This is a genomic window from Pantoea sp. ICBG 828 (genome assembly GCF_002928355.1).
Lineage (GTDB): Bacteria > Pseudomonadota > Gammaproteobacteria > Enterobacterales > Enterobacteriaceae > Pantoea > Pantoea dispersa.
This window is the reverse complement of the sequence record NZ_POWN01000001.1, coordinates 774,824-792,225: the sequence shown is the minus strand read 5'-3', so window position 1 is coordinate 792,225 and position 17,402 is coordinate 774,824. Positions and strand designations below refer to the sequence as shown.

19 protein-coding genes are annotated in these 17,402 nt (G+C 59.4%); 10 read left to right on the top strand and 9 right to left on the bottom strand.

Going from position 1 to position 17,402, the window contains the following annotated elements; genetic code table 11:
- Window positions 1–60 precede the first annotated feature (60 nt).
- Window positions 61–816, top strand: a complete 756-nt coding sequence (hutC, locus tag C1Y43_RS03780; protein ID WP_021508436.1) for a histidine utilization repressor — start codon at window positions 61–63, stop codon at window positions 814–816.
- On the opposite strand, the gene C1Y43_RS03775 is transcribed toward hutC, so the two are convergent.
- Both C1Y43_RS03775 and C1Y43_RS03770 read right to left on the bottom strand, forming a co-directional pair.
- Window positions 800–1,339: a HutD family protein gene (locus tag C1Y43_RS03775; protein WP_104187038.1), complete on the bottom strand. Its 540-nt coding sequence runs from the start codon at window positions 1,337–1,339 to the stop codon at window positions 800–802. The two genes, hutC and C1Y43_RS03775, sit on opposite strands and share 17 nt — an antisense overlap.
- Window positions 1,336–2,691, bottom strand: coding sequence for a formimidoylglutamate deiminase (locus tag C1Y43_RS03770; RefSeq protein ID WP_104187037.1), 1,356 nt, complete (start codon window positions 2,689–2,691; stop codon window positions 1,336–1,338). The genes C1Y43_RS03775 and C1Y43_RS03770 overlap by 4 nt, the downstream gene beginning before the upstream one ends.
- A gap of 84 nt (window positions 2,692–2,775) precedes the next feature.
- On the opposite strand from C1Y43_RS03770, the gene hutI reads away from it, so the two are divergent.
- From hutI to hutH, 7 genes are all read left to right on the top strand, one after another.
- A complete protein-coding gene (gene hutI, locus C1Y43_RS03765) occupies window positions 2,776–3,990 on the top strand; it encodes an imidazolonepropionase (RefSeq protein WP_104092738.1) in 1,215 nt (404 codons plus the stop codon).
- Window positions 3,987–4,778 (top strand): N-formylglutamate deformylase, encoded by a 792-nt coding sequence (hutG, locus tag C1Y43_RS03760; protein ID WP_104187035.1) that lies wholly within the window; start codon window positions 3,987–3,989, stop codon window positions 4,776–4,778. Before hutI ends, hutG begins: the two co-directional genes overlap by 4 nt.
- A gap of 348 nt (window positions 4,779–5,126) precedes the next feature.
- A complete protein-coding gene (locus tag C1Y43_RS03755; protein WP_021508431.1) occupies window positions 5,127–5,978 on the top strand; it encodes a transporter substrate-binding domain-containing protein in 852 nt (283 codons plus the stop codon).
- Between the two features lie 12 nt (window positions 5,979–5,990).
- Window positions 5,991–6,710, top strand: a complete 720-nt coding sequence (locus C1Y43_RS03750) for an ABC transporter permease (RefSeq protein WP_031279871.1) — start codon at window positions 5,991–5,993, stop codon at window positions 6,708–6,710.
- Window positions 6,711–6,721: 11 nt separating this feature from the next.
- Window positions 6,722–7,450 carry an ABC transporter permease gene (locus tag C1Y43_RS03745; protein WP_104187034.1) on the top strand — a complete coding sequence of 243 codons (729 nt, stop codon included), beginning with the start codon at window positions 6,722–6,724 and terminating at the stop codon, window positions 7,448–7,450.
- Between the two features lies 1 nt (window position 7,451).
- Window positions 7,452–8,252 carry an ABC transporter ATP-binding protein gene (locus C1Y43_RS03740; RefSeq protein WP_021508428.1) on the top strand — a complete coding sequence of 267 codons (801 nt, stop codon included), beginning with the start codon at window positions 7,452–7,454 and terminating at the stop codon, window positions 8,250–8,252.
- Window positions 8,249–9,733: a histidine ammonia-lyase gene (hutH, locus tag C1Y43_RS03735; protein ID WP_104187032.1), complete on the top strand. Its 1,485-nt coding sequence runs from the start codon at window positions 8,249–8,251 to the stop codon at window positions 9,731–9,733. The genes C1Y43_RS03740 and hutH overlap by 4 nt, the downstream gene beginning before the upstream one ends.
- A gap of 33 nt (window positions 9,734–9,766) precedes the next feature.
- On the opposite strand, the gene C1Y43_RS03730 is transcribed toward hutH, so the two are convergent.
- Window positions 9,767–10,396 (bottom strand): flavin reductase family protein, encoded by a 630-nt coding sequence (locus C1Y43_RS03730; RefSeq protein WP_104187031.1) that lies wholly within the window; start codon window positions 10,394–10,396, stop codon window positions 9,767–9,769.
- A 179-nt stretch (window positions 10,397–10,575) separates the two neighbouring features.
- On the opposite strand from C1Y43_RS03730, the gene rlmF reads away from it, so the two are divergent.
- The gene (gene rlmF, locus C1Y43_RS03725; protein ID WP_021508425.1) at window positions 10,576–11,502 is read left to right on the top strand and encodes a 23S rRNA (adenine(1618)-N(6))-methyltransferase RlmF; all 927 of its coding nucleotides are present in this window, start codon (window positions 10,576–10,578) and stop codon (window positions 11,500–11,502) included.
- 66 nt (window positions 11,503–11,568) lie between these two features.
- On the opposite strand, the gene glnQ is transcribed toward rlmF, so the two are convergent.
- The 5 genes from glnQ to rhtA all read right to left on the bottom strand — a co-directional run bounded on the left by glnQ (window position 11,569) and on the right by rhtA (window position 15,798).
- Window positions 11,569–12,291: a glutamine ABC transporter ATP-binding protein GlnQ gene (gene glnQ / locus C1Y43_RS03720; protein WP_021508424.1), complete on the bottom strand. Its 723-nt coding sequence runs from the start codon at window positions 12,289–12,291 to the stop codon at window positions 11,569–11,571.
- On the bottom strand, window positions 12,288–12,947 hold the full coding sequence (glnP, locus tag C1Y43_RS03715; RefSeq protein WP_021508423.1) for a glutamine ABC transporter permease GlnP: 660 nt from the start codon (window positions 12,945–12,947) through the stop codon (window positions 12,288–12,290). Before glnP ends, glnQ begins: the two co-directional genes overlap by 4 nt.
- Window positions 12,948–13,033: 86 nt before the next feature.
- Entirely contained in the window at window positions 13,034–13,780 is a 747-nt protein-coding gene (gene glnH, locus C1Y43_RS03710) for a glutamine ABC transporter substrate-binding protein GlnH (protein ID WP_021508422.1), read from the bottom strand.
- Between the two features lie 311 nt (window positions 13,781–14,091).
- Window positions 14,092–14,595, bottom strand: coding sequence for a DNA starvation/stationary phase protection protein Dps (dps, locus tag C1Y43_RS03705; protein WP_021508421.1), 504 nt, complete (start codon window positions 14,593–14,595; stop codon window positions 14,092–14,094).
- 294 nt (window positions 14,596–14,889) lie between these two features.
- Window positions 14,890–15,798 carry a threonine/homoserine exporter RhtA gene (gene rhtA / locus C1Y43_RS03700; protein WP_031279870.1) on the bottom strand — a complete coding sequence of 303 codons (909 nt, stop codon included), beginning with the start codon at window positions 15,796–15,798 and terminating at the stop codon, window positions 14,890–14,892.
- Between the two features lie 502 nt (window positions 15,799–16,300).
- Here rhtA and ompX point away from each other — a divergent pair.
- Window positions 16,301–16,813 (top strand): outer membrane protein OmpX, encoded by a 513-nt coding sequence (gene ompX / locus C1Y43_RS03695; RefSeq protein WP_031279869.1) that lies wholly within the window; start codon window positions 16,301–16,303, stop codon window positions 16,811–16,813.
- Window positions 16,814–16,959: 146 nt separating this feature from the next.
- Here the strand turns inward: ompX and C1Y43_RS03690 are convergent, their stop codons facing one another.
- Window positions 16,960–17,154 carry a hypothetical protein gene (locus C1Y43_RS03690; protein WP_021508417.1) on the bottom strand — a complete coding sequence of 65 codons (195 nt, stop codon included), beginning with the start codon at window positions 17,152–17,154 and terminating at the stop codon, window positions 16,960–16,962.
- Window positions 17,155–17,402: the final 248 nt, after the last annotated feature.

Sequence of the window (17,402 nt, the reverse complement as noted above, 5' to 3'; positions counted from 1 at the left end):
TATATACATTTAGGCGGCGAGACAGTAAACTTCACACATCATTCGGAAAAGGAACAGGAAATGGCGGAGCAAACGGCAATCGCACAGCTGGCGGCAGCGATGGGGGATGAACCCGCGCCCATTTACCAGCGCGTTAAGCAGGCAATCGTCAGCCAGATCCGCGAAGGTCACTGGAAAGCCAATCAGCGGGTGCCGTCGGAGAGCGAGCTGGTCAATGAACTGGGCGTCAGCCGCATGACCATCAACCGCGCGCTGCGGGAACTCACCAGCGAAGGGTTTCTGGTGCGCATGCAGGGCGTCGGGACCTTTGTCGCGGAGATGAAGGGCTACACCGCAATGCTGGAAGTGCATAACATCGCCGATGAAATTGCCCAGCGCGGCCATACGCACAGCTGCAAAATTCTCTCGATAGGTCAGATGAAGGCCGATCCGGAACAGGCGGCGGTGCTGGGACTCTCCACCGGCCAGACGCTGTATCATTCGCTGATCGTGCACTACGAAAATGAGCTGCCAGTGCAGCTGGAAGATCGTCTGGTCAATCCGCTGGTCGCGCCTGACTACCTCAGCCAGGATTACCACAGCCTGACGCCGTACACCTATCTGATGCGCGTCGCCCCGCTGACCGCCGGTGAGCATATTGTTGAAGCGGTACTGCCGGATTTGCGCCAGCGTAAGCATCTGGCGCTGGACGAGCACGAGCCATGCCTGCTTATCCGTCGCCAGACGTGGAGCGACAACAAAATCGTCACCTATGCGCGCCTGCTCTATCCAGGCTCACGCTACAAATTGCTGGGCCGCTTCAGGGGACACGGCTAAGCGCGATAAACAGCAGTCTGGCCTCTGCCGTTTGCGGCACCAGCTGCTGCTGCTCCTGCAGCCACCACATTCCCTGCTGCGCCTGCAGCGTCTCGCCCGCACTGCTGCGCCATGTACCGGCCAGCACATACGCCACGCCATGCAGGCTGCTGACCGTCTGCTGCTCCACGCTCACCGCCGCGTGCCAGGCGTCGCGCCGCGTCATGATGTTGAAGTCATGACAGCTGCCGCTGACCTGCGCCTCTATCGCCCATTCGCCGGGAAAGGCCCACGGCTGATGGGGCAGCAACGTCTGTTCGGCCTGTTCACAGCGCAGCAGCACGCTATCGCCGTGCAGCAAAGTGATCACCCGATCGACGCCGGGGAAGGGCGAGAACGGCCCGTCGGCGTCGATGGTGGCGATGCTGGCGCGCCAGCCGAACTCTGCTGCGCCCGGCGGATAGCTGATAATTTCGCGCGTTTCCCCGCCGCCGTTGCGCCAGCGGCTGACCGGCAGCTGCGCGTAGTCAAAGCGCGCGATCATTGCAGCGCCCGCATTGCCCGGGCAAAGCCAGCGGCGGCCGCTTCTTCTGCCGCGTGGTGGCCTTGCTGAATCACCGGCTGTCCGGCAACAAACACGTCACGAATCTGCTGGCTGCTGCCGGCAAACAGCCAGCGATTGAGCAGCGCGGCGGAGCTGACGCTGGCCAGCAGCGCATCCTCCTCCAGCACCAGCCAGTCGGCGCGTTTGCCCACCGCCAGCTCACCGCTGGCAATGCCACAGGCCTGCGCGCCGCCCTGCGCCGCCTGCTGCCACAGCAGATCGCCGACCGAGGGTTGATCGGTTAGCGTGATGCGGTTGCGGCGACGATCGCGCAGTCGCTGGCCATACTCCAGCCAGCGCAGCTCCTCGAGCGCACTGAGCGAAACGTGGCTGTCGGAGCCAATGCCCCAGCGCCCGCCGCGCCCGATGTACTCCACCGCCGGGAAGATGCCGTCGCCGAGATTGGCTTCGGTGGTGGGACACAGCCCGGCAATGGCACCGCTGTCCGCCATGCGCGCCATCTCCTGCTGATCGAGATGGGTGGCATGAATCAGGCACCAGCGCGCATCAACGGCAAAGCGATTATACAGCCACGCCACCGGCCGTTCGCCGCTCCATGCCAGACTGTCATTAACCTCTTTTTCCTGCTCAGCAACGTGAATGTGTACCGGCAGATGCGCAGCGCTGGCGGCCAGCACCTCATGCATCTGGGCTTTGCTCACCGCGCGCAGCGAGTGGAAACACAGGCCGTGGTTGATCAGCGGCTGCTGCGCGCTCCACTGCGCGACGCGCTGCTGCTGTTGCAGATAGGCATCGGTGTGCTGAATAAAGCGTCGCTGACCGTCGCTGGCTGGCTGCGCACCGAAGCCGCTGTAGCTGTACAGCACCGGCAGCAGCGTCTGGCCGATACCGGCGGTGTGTGCTGCCTGCATCAGCTGTTGCAGCATCGCATCGTCGGCATAGGGCTGGCCGTGCGGATCGTGATGCAGATAGTGAAATTCCGCCACCTGGCTGTAGCCGCCCTTGAGCATATCAATGTAGAGGTGGGTGGCGATGGCACCGACCTGCTCAGGCGACAGGCGCTGCACCATGCGGTACATCAGATCGCGCCACGTCCAGAAGCTGTCCTGCGGATCGCCTGCCACTTCCGCCAGCCCGGCCATGGCGCGCTGGAAGGCATGGGAATGCAGGTTGGCCATCGCCGGAATCACCGGGCCGGCCAGGCGCACGGCGTCACCGGGCGTACTGTCGGCGGTAAGGGCGCGAATAAATCCCTGATCGTCGGTTGCGATCAGCACGTTTTCCTGCCAGCCGTCGGCCAGCCGTGCGCGTGGGGCAAAATAAACTGCCATGGTTGATCCTCAATGGCGGAAAGTTGTATATACATATACATACTTTGAGGCGCAGTGTAAATCGCCAGACAAAAGGGGAGTGGGATGGCAAGTAAACAGATCGACAGCCTGTGGCTGGGGGCCGATGTGGTCACCATGCGTGACGGTCGCTATAACCTGATTGAGGATGGCGCCGTGGCGGTGGATAACGGCGAGCTGGTGTGGGTCGGCCCGCGCAGTGCGTTACCGGACTTTGCCCCGCGCCGGCAGCAGCAGTTTGACGGCGGCATCATTACGCCCGGTCTGGTGGATTGCCACACGCATCTGGTGTTTGGCGGCGATCGCAGCCAGGAGTTCGAACAGCGGCTCAACGGCGTGAGCTACGCGGAGATCGCCGCGCAGGGCGGCGGCATCCTGTCGACGGTGCGTGCCACGCGCGCGGCCAGCCAGCAGCAGCTGGTGGCGTCGGCGCGCTGGCGGCTCGATCGCCTGCTGGCCGAAGGCGTTACCACGGTGGAGATTAAATCCGGCTACGGGCTGGACGAGGAGAGCGAGCTCACTCTGCTGCGCGCTATCCGCGAGCTGGCGCAGTCGGTGCCTGCCGATGTGCAGGCCACCTGCCTGGCAGCGCACGGCTTCCCGCCAGAGTTCAGGGATAACCCGCAGGGCTGGATTGATATTATCTGCCAGCGCCTGTTGCCGCGGGTGAAAGCGGAGGGGCTGGCGGATGCGGTCGACGCGTTTTGCGAACACCTGGCGCTGTCACCGCAGCAGGTGAGCGCGGTATTTGATGCCGCCAAAGCGCTCGGCCTGCCGGTGAAGCTGCACGCTGAACAGTTGTCGGCACTCGGCGGTGCCGCACTGGCGGCGCGCTATGGCGCGCTCTCTGCCGATCACCTCGAATATGCCACCGAACAGGATGCGCGCGCGATGGCGGAGCATGGCACGGTGGCGGTACTGCTGCCCGGAGCGTTCTATCTGCTGCGCGAGACGCAGCGTCCGCCGGTCGAACTGTTCCGCCAGCACGGCGTGCCGATGGCGCTGGCCAGCGATGCCAATCCGGGCACGTCACCGGCGCTGTCGCTGCGGCTGATGCTGAACATGGGCTGTACGCTGTTTGGCCTGACGCCGGAGGAAGCGCTGGCCGGCGTCACGCTGTGGGGCGCGAAGGCGCTTGGCCTGCAGGCCACGCACGGCTCGCTGGAGCCAGGCAAGGTAGCCAATTTTGTCCACTGGCCGCTGGCTCGCCCGGCTGAGCTGGTTTACTGGCTGGGCGGCGAACTGCCGTGCCAGGTTATCTATCGTGGAGAAGCGCAATGATCCCTTTTCATTTCACCGCCGGTAAGCTGCCGCTGCTGGTCAGTATTCCGCATGCCGGTACCCAACTGACGCCGGAGGTTGACGCCGGGCTGAGCGAGGCCGCGCGCGGCCTGCCGGATACCGACTGGCATATTCCGCTGCTGTACGACTTTGTGCGCGACCTCGGTGCCAGCGTGCTGATCGGTCACTACTCGCGCTTCGTGATCGATCTCAACCGTCCGCCGGACAACCAGCCGCTGTACAGCACGGCCACCACCGGGCTCTATCCGGAGACGCTGTTTGATGGCACGCCGACCTTCAAACCCGGCATGACGCCGGACAGCGCGGCGCGTCAGCGCTATCTGGAGACTATCTGGCAACCCTATCATCAGCAGATTCAGCAGGAGCTGGCGCGGTTAAAAGCCGAACATGGCTATGCGCTGCTGTTTGATGCGCACTCCATCGCTTCGGTGATTCCGCGCCTGTTCGACGGCCAGCTGCCGGATCTGAACATCGGCACCAACGATGGCGCCAGCTGTTCGGCGGCCAGCATCGCGGCGATTGAGCAGGTGTGCGCCGCGCAAAGCGACTACAGCTGGGTGGTGAACGGACGCTTTAAAGGCGGCTATATCACGCGCGCTTACGGCCAGCCAGCGCAGGGCGTGCAGGCGGTGCAGCTGGAGCTGGCGCAGCTGAATTACATGGATGAGGCGCCGCCGTTTGCCTGGCAGCAGGATCGCGCCACGCGGTTGCAGCACGTGCTGAAGCCGCTGCTACAGGCGTTTCTGCAGGCGGGCAAATCCGTTTAATTGATGCGGGTCGCCATCACGGTGACCCCGTTTCTCATGTGGCGGATGTACAACCGCTGCCTCACTCCCCAATGCTGTGCAATCCCTGCCCTGAAAGTGTGCACGACGCGGTCCGCCTGACGCCGATCCCCTCCGTTTACCATCTTTGCCGATCTGGCACAGCCCTTGCTAGCTTGTATGTACAAGTAAAGACCGCGCGGCAATGATGACTATTTATTCTGGCTGGCTCACAAAAAGCTTATGCCGACAATGATCTGCCGCAAGCTAACTTGTATATACATGAAATGTCATTTGCGCTGTATCAGCCAACAGAGACAGCCAGATTTGTTAACCACCAGGAGAAGACGTATGACACACCGTGCCCCGTTTCGCCGTTTTTGCCTTACCACGCTGTTTGCCAGCCTGATGCTGGCCGGCGTGTCTGCCGAGGCTAAAGAGTGGAAATCCATCACCATCGCCACTGAAGGCAGCTATGAGCCGTGGAACCTGACGCTGCCGGGCGGCAAGCTGGGCGGCTTCGAACCTGAACTGATGGAAGATCTGTGCAAGCGCATGAGCATTCAGTGCAAGCTGGTGGTGCAGAACTGGGACGGGATGATTGCCGGACTGAACGCCGGGAAATATGACGTCATCATGGATGCGATTGTGATTACGCCGGACCGGAAAAAAGTGGTCAACTTCACCACGCCGTACGCGTCAACGCCGGCGACCTTCATCACCAGCAAAGATAACCCGCTGCTGCCGGCCGATAAGAACATCATCAAACTGCACGACGACGAGGCGGCCATCAATGCGGCCATCGCCCCGCTGAAGGCGGCGCTCAAGGGCAAAACCATCGGTATTGCGTCCGGCACCGTGTATACGCCGTTTATCGATAAATACTTCAAAGATGTGGCCGACGTGCGCGAATACACCGCTTCGGCGGATGCAATTCTCGATCTGCAGGCGGGCCGCATTGATGCGGTGTTTGATGACGTGACCTTCGCGCAGTCGATGCTGGCGCGTAAAGAGAACAGCAACCTGACGTTCAGCGGCCCGCAGCTGGGCGGTCCGATCTGGGGGGAAGGCGAAGCGATGGGCGTGCGCATGGCTGATAACGACCTGAAGGCCAAACTCGATGCCGCCATTCACGCTGCGCTGGCGGACGGCACGGTGAAAAAGCTGAGCGAGAAGTGGTTTAAAACTGACGTAACGCCGTAAGTGAGGTGAAAGATGATGAGCCTGCTGAGTTTTGGTGCAGATGGCTGGGGTCGCCTGATTCTGAGCGCCGCCGGTACCACGCTGCTGCTGTCGCTGGCGGCGCTGATGATTGGCGCCGTGGTCGGTTCCGGCGTGGCTGCGGCGAAACTCTCGCACCAGCGCTGGCTGCGCTGGCTGGGTGAAAGCTATTCGGTGGTGTTTCGCGGCATCCCGGAACTGCTGGTGATCTACCTGTTCTACTTCGGTGGATCGGGGTTGATCACGCTGGTCGGCCAGCTGTTTGGTGCTGACGGCTTTATTGAAGCGCCGCCGTTCCTGATTGGCGCGCTGGCTATCGGGCTCATCTCCGGATCCTATCAGGGTGAAGTGTATCGCGCTGCGCGCCTGGCGCTGGCGAAGGGCGAAGTCGAAGCGGCGGTAGCCATCGGGATGCCGCGCTGGCGTATCGCCCAGCGCATCCTCGTCCCGCAGATTGTGCGCTACGCGCTGCCGGGTATGTCCAACGTCTGGCAGATGAGCCTGAAAGATTCGGCGCTGGTGTCAGTGACCGGCATCGTCGAGCTGATGCGCGCCAGCCAGGTGGCGGCCGGGTCAACGCGCGATTACTTCACCTTTTACCTGATTGGCGGTGGCTGCTATCTGCTGCTGACACTGCTGTCGAACCATGCGTTTCGCCGCGCGGAATCGCGCCTCGGCCGCGCATGGCAAAGTCGCACTGCGGCACAGCACTAAGGAGCAGCAGCATGATCGACTTCGCTTTTCTTGCCGACACTTTTCTTAAGCTGAGCGCGGCGCTGCCGGTGACGCTCGGGCTGTTTATCAGCGCCTTTGTCTGCGGCGGGCTGCTGGCGCTGGGCATTCTGGCGCTGCGCATGAGCCACTGGCGGCTGCTGAGCGGTTTTGCGCGCGGCTATATTCTGGTGTTTCGCGGCTCGCCGCTGCTGATTCAGCTGTTTCTCATCTACTACGGGCTCGGCCAGTTTGGCGTGATTCGCCACAGCTTCGTCTGGCCGTTTCTGCGCGAGCCGTTTATCTGCGCGGTGCTGGCGCTGTCGCTGTGTACCGCCGCTTACACCGCTGAGATCCTGCGCGGTGCGCTGCTGGCGGTGCCGGCAGGTCAGGTCGAAGCCGGGCTGGCCTGCGGCATGTCACGCTGGCTGCTGCTGCGCCGCATCATCGCGCCGATCATGCTGCGCTATGCGCTGCCGGCGTACTCCACCGAGGCGATTCTGCTGGTGAAATCCACCGCGCTCGCCAGCCTGGTCACGGTATGGGATGTCACCGGCGTGGCGCAGCAGATCATCCAGCGTACCTATCGCACCATGGAAGTGTTTGTCTGCGCTGCGGCGATCTACCTGATTCTTAACTTTATTATCGTCCAGCTGTACGCGCTGTTAGAGCGCCGTCTGACCCCGGTGCACCGCGCTGAAAAAAAGCCGCTGCCCGCCGTTAAACCGCTTGCCGGAGAGTAATATGCATTCCACTTCACCAGTCACCTTGTCCGCCACTGATATCCATAAATCCTTTGGCGCTATGGAGGTGCTCAAAGGCATCTCGCTGCAGGCGCATCAGGGCGATGTTATTTCAATTCTCGGTGCCAGCGGCTCGGGCAAAAGTACCTTGCTGCGCTGCATCAATCTGCTGGAAACGCCGGATGCCGGCGTGGTGAGCGTCGGCGGCGAAACCATTGAAATGAAGCGCCACGCGCGCGGCCATCAGCTGGCGGCGAATCCTAAGCAGATCGAACGCCTGCGCTCGCGGCTGGGCATGGTGTTTCAAAGCTTCAATCTGTGGTCGCACATGACGGTGCTGCAGAACGTGATTGAAGGTCCGCACTATGTGCTGAAGCGCGATAAAAAGAGTTGTATCGCCCAGGCAGAACAGTTGCTGGATCGCGTCGGGCTGCTTAACCGCAAGGATTTTTATCCGGCGCAGCTCTCCGGCGGCCAGCAGCAGCGCGTGGCGATTGCCCGCGCGCTGGCGATGGATCCGGAAGTGATGCTGTTTGATGAGCCAACCTCGGCGCTCGACCCGGAACTGGTCGGCGAGGTGCTGAAGGTGATGCGCAGCCTGGCGGAAGAGGGGCGCACCATGCTGGTGGTGACGCACGAGATGGGCTTCGCGCGCAACGTCTCTAATCGCGTGGTGTTTATGCATCAGGGCAACATCGATTGCGAGGGCACGCCGGAAGCGATGTTTGGCGCCAGCGGTTCATCGCGCTTTAAGCAGTTCATCTCCAGCCATCAGAGCCATCACGCGGAGCAGCCAGTATGACCGTCGTCTGGGGCGATGCGCCGCTGACCTGGCAGGCGCTGGTACAGGTAGCGCGACATAACGCCGAACTGACGCTGAGCGCCGCCGCCTGGCAGCGCATTGCGCGCGGTCGCGAGATCGTCGAACAGATCGTTGCCAGCGGCCAGATTGCCTATGGCATCAACACCGGGCTGGGGGCGCTGTGTAACATCACGCTGCCGGAAGACCAGCTCAGCCAGCTGTCACGCAATACGTTGCTGAGCCACGCCTGCGGCGTCGGTCCGCTGCTGACGCGCGAGCAGACGCGCGCCATTCTGTGTGCGGCCATCGCCAACTACAGCCACGGCAAATCCGGCGTTTCGGTGGCGCTGGTGCAGCATCTGCTGGCGCTGCTCAATCAGCAGATCACGCCGCAGGTGCCGTCGCAGGGCTCAGTCGGTTATCTCACCCACATGGCGCATATCGGGCTGGCGCTGATTGGCGTGGGCGACGTTGAGTACCAGCAACAGGTGATGCCGGCGGAGCAGGCGCTGCGGCTGGCCGGTTTACAGCCGTATCGCCCCGGTGCCAAAGAGGGCCTGAGCCTGGTCAACGGTACGCCGTGCATGACCGGGCTGAGCTGTCTGGCGCTGGACGATGCGGCGCGGCTGCTGGATTGTGCGGATGTCACCGGTGCGATGAGCTTCGAAGCGCTGCGTGGTCAGCTGGCGGCCTTTGACGCCGAGGTGATTGCGCTGAAAGCCAGCCCCGGCATGCAGCACAGCGGTCAGCGTCTGCGTGCGCTGCTGAGTGAAAGCCCGCTGCTGGCGGCGAGCTGCGGCATACGCACCCAGGATGCGCTCAGCCTGCGTTCGATGCCGCAGGTGCACGGCGCCAGCCGCGATCAGTTCGCTCACGCGGCGCGTCAGGTTGAGATTGAGCTGAATGCCTGCACCGATAATCCGCTGGTGCTGGGCACGCCGGACAACTGGCGCGTGGTGTCGCAGGCCAATCCGCACGGCGAGTCGGTTGCCATGGCGGCCGATCTGCTGGCGATTGCCATGGCGGAGATCGGCAGTATTGCCGAACGCCGGCTGGACCGGCTGGTCAATCCGCTGGTCAGCGGGCTGCCGCCGTTTCTGGTGGCGCAGCCGGGCGTTAACTCCGGCATGATGATCGCGCAATACGTGGCGGCTTCCCTGTGCGCGGAGAATCGTCAGCTGGCGCAGCCGGCGGTGCTGGACAATTACGTCACCTCGGGACTGCAGGAGGATCACCTCAGCCTCGGTACCGGCGCGGCGCTCAAGCTGCTCAGACTGCTGAATAACCTCTGGCAGGTGCTGGCGATTGAGTACCTGCTGGCGGCGCAGGCGCTGGATTTTCACGGTGAGGCGCAGCTGGCCAGCGGCACGGGCCGGGCGCTACGCGCGCTGCGCGCTGAGGTTGCTACCTGGCAGGAGGATCGCTGGCTGGCACCGGAGATAGCCCGGGCGGTGAAGGTGTTACAGACGCTGGCCTGCTAGCGGCGCAATGTGTCGCGCCGCCAGTGTCCTGATTTAACCGCGGCGCGCGTCCGGGCGCACCAGATCAAAACGCTGATCTTCGCTGATCGCGTAATAGGCGGAAGGACCGCCGGCGCGCAGAATCGGCTGCGCTTTGGCGGTCTGATAGATGCCGTTCTCCAGCAGCGCTTCATCGATGTGAATCGCCACCGCTTCGCCCAGTACCAGCCAGCTCTCCAGCTCGCCCCCCTGTGCATCCTGCAGGCGAATCAGCTGCGTCAGGCGACACTCAAAGTTGACCGGGCTTTCTGCCACCATGCTGACGTTAACGTGGGAAGCGGCCAGCGGCGTCAGGCCGGCGAGGGCAAACTCGTCGTGATCGGACGGCACCGAGGCGGAGCTCTCATTCATGGCTTCTGCCAGTGGACGCGTCGCCAGGTTCCAGACGAACTCGCCGGTTTCACTGATATTCTGCACGCTGTCTTTCCAGCCGCTGCTGGCAAAACCAATGATTGGCGGATGGTAGTTAAAACAGTTAAAGAAACTATAGGGCGCCAGATTGCGCTGGCCGCTGGCGCTTTGCGAGCTGACCCAGCCAATCGGGCGCGGGCCGACGATGGCGTTGAGCGGATCGTGAGGCAGACCGTGTCCACTGCGTGGCTGATAAGTGTAACGTTGACGCATTTGCGCTCCTGATTCGTCCTGGATACTGCGTGTTCCGGCGGCGCTGGCGACTGGACGCAGTATTGCGGATGCAGTTTTAGGGAGAATAGATTTAAATTCGTTGCACTAAATTTTCCTGGCGGATTGTGCGCTGCCGCCATCCAGCGTATCTTACGCGCGCATTAATGTCCGGAGAATCTATGAACAAGCCTGCCGCTACCGCGCTCTTTCATCCGCGTAACCGCCATCAGGGCCGTTATGATTTTGCTGCCCTGACTGCCGCGCATCCGCCGCTGGCGGACAAAGTGCGCCCCAATGGTTACGGTGAGCTGTCGGTCGATTTCGCCGATCCGCACGCGGTGCTGCTGCTGAATCAGGCGCTGCTGAAACTGTTTTATAACCTGAACTGGCAGCTGCCGGAAGGCTATCTGACGCCGCCGGTGCCGGGCCGCGCTGACTATATCCATGCGCTGGCGGATCTGCTGGCCAGCGATAACGGTGGCGTGCTGCCGCGCGATCTCGACGTGATGGATATTGGCTGCGGTGCCAACTGCATCTATCCGCTGATCGGTCACGCGGAGTATGGCTGGCGCTTTACCGGCACCGACATCAGCGCGGACGCCGTTAACGCCGCCAGTCAGATTGTGGCCAGCAATCCCGGCCTGCAGCGCGCCATTCGCCTGCGCCGTCAGAAGCAGGAGAGTGCGATTTTTGCTGGCGTGGTGCACAAGAATGAACGCTATCACGCGGTACTGTGTAATCCGCCGTTCCACGCCTCGGCGGCCGATGCGGCGGCCGGCAGCCAGCGTAAAGTGCGCAATCTCGGCCTGAGCAGGCAGGCGCCGCTTAATTTCGGCGGTCAGCATAACGAGCTGTGGTGCGACGGCGGTGAGCGCGCGTTTATCGGCCGGATGATCGATGAAAGCGTCGCGTTAGGCGATCGCATCGTCTGGTTTACCTCGCTGGTGTCACGCAAAGAGCATCTGCCCGAGCTGCGCGATCGGCTGAAGGCGCAGGACGCTTATCAGGTACGCATCGTCGACATGGCGCAGGGCCAGAAGCAGAGCCGCTTTATCGCCTGGACATTTTTACCGCCCGCCACGCGCGCGCAGCGGCTGGCACGCTAAGCGCTGCTCAGGTAAAAAAAAAGCCGCTACGGGGATCCGCAGCGGCTTTGTTGTTTTTACGCCGTATTAAGAAACGTGCTGCAGGAACTCACGCAGACGGTCGCTCGGCGGGTTAGTGATCAGATCGTCCGGATTGCCATCTTCCGCGATGGTACCTTTGTCGATAAAGATCAGGCGCGACGCCACTTTCTGTGCGAAGCCCACTTCATGGGTCACGATCACCATGGTCATGCCTTCTTCCGCCAGATCCTGCATCACTTTCAGCACTTCGTGACGCAGCTCGGGATCGAGTGCCGAGGTAGGCTCATCGAATAGCATCATCTTCGGCTTCACCGCCAGCGCACGGGCAATCGCCACGCGCTGCTGCTGGCCGCCGGACAGCTCAGAAGGGAAGTGGTGCGCGCGCTCGGCGAGGCCGACCTTGCCCAGCAGCTCACGCGCCAGTTTGTGTGCGGCGTCTTTCTTCGCCCCGCGCACGCGGATCGGTCCAAAGGCTACGTTGTCCAGCGCGCTCATCTGCGGGAACAGATGGAACTGCTGGAACACCATACCGGCTTCCTGACGGATCAGGCGTTCATCCACTTTCGGATCGTTAACTTTCATGCCATCGACAATCAGTTCGCCGCTGCTGATCTCTTCCAGCTTGTTGATGCAGCGCAGCAGGGTAGATTTACCGGAGCCGGACGGCCCGATGATTACCACCACTTCACCCTGATTAATTTTCAGGTTGATGTCGTGCAGTACCTGAGTCTGGCCGAAGTTTTTCGAGACGTTTTTAAATTCAATCACAGGATTTTCACCCTTTTCTCAATACGGCGCAGCACAAAGCTCAACACCAGCGTAATAACCAGGTAAATGATGGCAACGGCACTCCAGATCTCCAGCGCGCGGAAGTTACCGGCGATGATCTCCTGGCCCTGACGGGTCAGTTCTGCCACGCCAATCACGATGAACAGCGAGGTGTCTTTGATGCTGACGATCCACTGGTTACCCAGCGGCGGCAGCATGCGGCGCAGCGCCAGCGGCATGATCACGTAGCGCAGCGTTTCGCGGCGCGACAGGCCAAGCGCCAGGCCGGCTTCACGGAAACCTTTGTTGATCGACAGCACCGCACCGCGGGTAATCTCCGCAATATAAGCACCGGAGTTGATCATGATGGTCACGACGGCGGCGGTGAACGGGTCGATGCGCAGGTCCGGGAAGGCCATCGGCAGGGCGAAGTAGATGAACATCACCTGCACCACGATCGGCGTGCCGCGAATCAGTTCAATGAACACTAACGCGATGTTGTTGGTGATCCAGCCGCCATAGGCGCGGGCGAAACCGGCCACGAGGCCGATAACCAGGCCGCCAATCAGGCCGAGGATCGAGATAAGCAGGGTCATTTTGGCGCCTTCGATCAGGATCGGTAAGGCGGGCCAGATGACGCTCCAGTCAAACTCCATGGTGTGACTCCAGAATCTGTTGCAGTGGAAATGTAAAAAGCAGGGAGAACAAAGCTCCCTGCTGATAAAAAGGCGTCAGGCCTGAATTATTTAGGTTCGCTGCCGAACCATTTTTTATAGATAGTGTTGTAGGTACCGTTGTCGTGCAGGGTTTTCAGCGCGCCATTCACTTTCTCACGCAGGTCGTCGCTGCCTTTCGGGAAAGCGATGCCATACTGCTGCGCTTCGATGGAGTCACCGACGGCTTTGAAACGGCCTTTGCCAGCGGTGTGGATGAAGTACAGGATGTTTGGCGTGTCGTGCAGCACGGCGTCAGCACGGTTGGTGCCTAACTCCATGTACGCGTTATCGATGTTTGGGAACTGGCGCAGATCTTTGGTTTTGATATGCGCTTTGGCGTAATCCACCGAACCGGTGCCGCTTTTCACAGCCACCACTTTACCGTTCAGATCGTCGATGCCTTTGATGTCGTTTTCGTTGTTACGCACCATCACCAGCAGGCCGCTTTTGTAGTAGCCGTCAGAGAATTCGATGGCTTTTTTACGTTCTTCGGTAATGGTGATGCCGGCCAGCGCCAGGTCAACGTTTTTGGTTTGCAGCGCCGGAATGATGCCGCTGAAATCCATCGGCTTCAGGGTGTAATCCAGCTTCAGCTGTTTAGCGATAGCGTCCCACAGGTCGATATCAAAGCCGACGTACTTGTCGCCCTGTTTAAATTCAAACGGAACGAAGGCGGTGTCGGTAGCGACTACCAGTTTTTTGTCTGCTGCAGTGGAGGAAAGCGAGAAGGCCAGCGCCAGCGCGGCCACGGAGACTTTAATCAACGACTTCATCATTTTTTTCCTTATTACCCGTCAGGCCTGGTGGCCTGATGTACGGCTCATCATATGAAAAAATTATGCCAACTTTTCTCAAACGCGAAAATCAACAGAATGCCGGGGCAGGCTGACACGATTCTGCACGTCGGAAAAAGTTTGCACCAGAATGAATCACCAAAATGGTGCATTGTGCTGTGGTGGTGCAGGCACAGTGTGCATCAGAGTGATAATAAGGGAAAGAAAGGATTAAGGAATTGTTAACGGCGTCAAAAAAGCCGGGCGGGTAGCAGGCATAAAAAAGGCGGGATAACCCGCCTGTTTGAGCATTACTCGATATTTGATTCGATAAACCACAGGAATTTATCAAGGTCACGCGATGCGGCAGTAAAGATATCAGCCGTATCTTCGTCTTTCACTTCACTGATGGCTTTACGCGTGTCGTTAGCGACGACGGCGTAACGATCGGCCAGCGCTTTCAGGTGATCCTGTACGCTGTGAATATTCAGCGGATAGCTTTTCAGCGGTGACTTGTCGTTAACCACCTGCGTGGTGCCCAGCGCAACGCCGCCCAGCTGTACCACACGTTCTGCAATGGTGTCCTGGTGATCGGTAATCGCGGTACGGAAGCCATCCAGCATTTCATGTACGCCAATGAAGTTCGCGCCACGCATGTTCCAGTGCGCCTGCTTGGTGATCAGCGACAGGTCAATAAATTCCACGACCAGACGGTTGAGCACCTCGATGGTAGCTTTCTTCTCGCTATCAGCCACGTCATTGCGGGTATAAATCAGATCGGAAGATTTTGTTTTAACCAGTTTTGCGGTACTCATCATTAATGTCCTCTTATTGATGGTTGTCCTAATCAAGCACGGGAATAAGTATAGCAGCAGTTTTTCACTCTGCAGGATTGATTAAATCAATGACAGGAATAGCTAAAGCTTAATGTTACGTCGTGAAAATAACAGTTTTATTAAAATGCATAAAAATCAATACCTTATTTCATATGTTAATTATTTTTCTATCATGTTGCAAAATAATAACTGCTTACCGTGCGGCTATTTAAGAAATGATAATGAGAATGTGTCTATATACAGCCGGTTAAATAACCGGCTGACCGGTACGGCTTATTGCGGCGTGTTGATATCCACTTCATTTATATGTGCCGCTTTCTGTTTCATGGTGAGCGTCGAGCCGGCAGACGCCGCGATAATCGCCAGCAGCGCCAGCCATTGCTGCAGCGTCAGCAGCTCGCCGAGGAACAACATGCCGGAGAGCGCCGCCATCGCCGGTTCCAGACTCATCAGCGTGCCGAAAATGCGCGCCGGCAGACGCGTCAGCGCCATCATTTCCAGCGAGTAAGGAATGGCGCTGGAGAGCAGGGCGATGAGCAACGCCAGCGGCAGAATTTCCCACTGCCAGATACCGGGCGCGGCAAAGGTCAGACCGAGCGGCACAAAAATCACTGAGGCGATCAGCGAGCCCATTGCCACCGTGGCCGGGCCGTGTTCGGCGCCTGCCCGCTGGCCCGCCAGAATATACACCGCCCAGCAGGCGCCGGCACCCACGGCCAGCAGCGCGCCGGTGGGATCAATATGGCTCAGGCCATGGCCAATCGGCAGCAGGAACCACAGGCCGGTGACCGCCAGCAGCACCCAGAGAAAATCCAGCGGACGGCGTGCGCCGGCCAGCGCCAGCGTCAGCGGGCCAAGAAACTCCAGCCCCACCGCTACGCCCAGCGGCACGGTGCGGATCGAGAGATAGAACAGGTAATTCATGCAGCCCAGCGCCAGTCCATACATCAGCAGCGGTTTGCGCTGCTTTGCACTGAAGCGCAGGCGCCAGGGTTTGAAAATCGCGCACAGGATGAGCGTGCCCAGTCCCAGACGCAGCGCGGTAATGCCAGGCGCACCGACGGTGGGAAACAGCGATTTCGCCAGCGATGCGCCGCCCTGCAGCGACAGCATGGCGATCAGTAATACGGCAACCGGCAGCACTACCGGCGCTAGTTTGGGGTGGGAAAGAGGTGCAGACATCCTGTGATCAATTCCTGTGATGATGAATAACCAGGCAACGGGCAGCCAGTGTAAAGCAATCGGCGGGAAATAAGGAGGCGGCTGAGGCAATGATGCGGGGTTTCTGTCGCCGCTTTTTTATCGGGCGCGGCCGCCTCGCATCATCTGGCGTCAGTGACGCCTCATTCACACCTCTTTTCGGGCGAAATTTCGGCGAATAAAGCGCGACGGTGGAAAAAATGCACCAGCGACTGGCTGAAAAAACGCCATATTCAGGGCCATTTCCGTAAAGAAATGTCAGGTTAGTTTAGGAATTTACTTAAACCGATAATTTTCTGTGCGCAGGATTATTGCAGAAAGATGATGCTTTTTATAAGAAAAATGAATGACATAGGAAAGTTCATTAACTTTCTGTTACACCAAACAATCTGTTAGACAACAAAATGCGGGCAGAGTTTCTTGCTAAGTTTTGTTATATTTTTAGCGTTGTCAGGAGAGAAGTATATTCACATTTGAGGTGGTTATGAAAAAAATTGCATGTCTTTCAGCACTGGCTTGTGTACTGGCAGTTTCCGCTGGTTCCGCCATGGCACAGAGCACCGTTTCTGCCGGCTACGCGCAGAGCGACTATCAGGGCGTTGCTAACAAAGCTAACGGCTTCAACCTGAAATACCGCTACGAAGACGGTTCTAACCCACTGGGTTGGATCGGTTCTTTCACCTACACCGAAAAAGATCGCACTGAAGATGGCGTGTACAACAAAGGTCAGTACTACGGCATCACCGGTGGTCCGGCTTACCGTCTGAACGACTGGGCCAGCATCTACGGCGTAGTAGGTATCGGCTACGGCAAATACCAGCAGAACCAGACTGCCGGTCAGTCTAAAACCGACAGCAGCGACGTAGGCTTCTCTTACGGCGCAGGTATGCAGTTCAACCCAATCCAGAACGTTGCTCTGGACGTGGGCTACGAGCAGAGCCGCATCCGTAACGTCGACGTGGGCACCTGGATTGCTGGCGTAGGTTACAGCTTCTAAGTTTTTGCTTAGACCAGAGTTGCACAGAAACGGCCCTTTACGGGCCGTTTTTTTATGCCTGCAAACGCTGCCGTGAAGGGCGTTTTTCGCAGGCAAAATAAAACCCGCTGCAGGCAGCGGGTCAGACTGTGAAGCCCTGAGGAAACTCAGCCGCGCCAGATCAGATTCGGGCAGGGCTGCGCGGCGATTTTTTTGCCGGTCAGTTTCTCAAGCAGCATCAGGCGCAGGGCAAAAGGCGAGCGGCTAAACAGACACAACAGCGACTTCAGCTCAAAAGCCGGTTTGCTTTGTACGGTCTGGAAGCATTTGCCGCAGTCGAGGCAGCTTTTCATCGTGCTCATCTTTACCTCCTGGAAAACGGGTAACTCAACAGTAAGCACAGCCCTGCAATAAACAGCAGGAAAAGGAGCAGCAACAGCCAGGGTTCGTTCATCGTTGCCTCCTTTGTAGGCTATTCGCTTACAACATGTACAAAGATAGCACTGGCTATACTCTTTAGCCAACACTATTCAGGAAAAATTTGTGCTTATTTGTGCCTGGTTTACAATGAGCGCAGCCAGCCCGCACCGCAGGTAAAGTGCGGCAGATA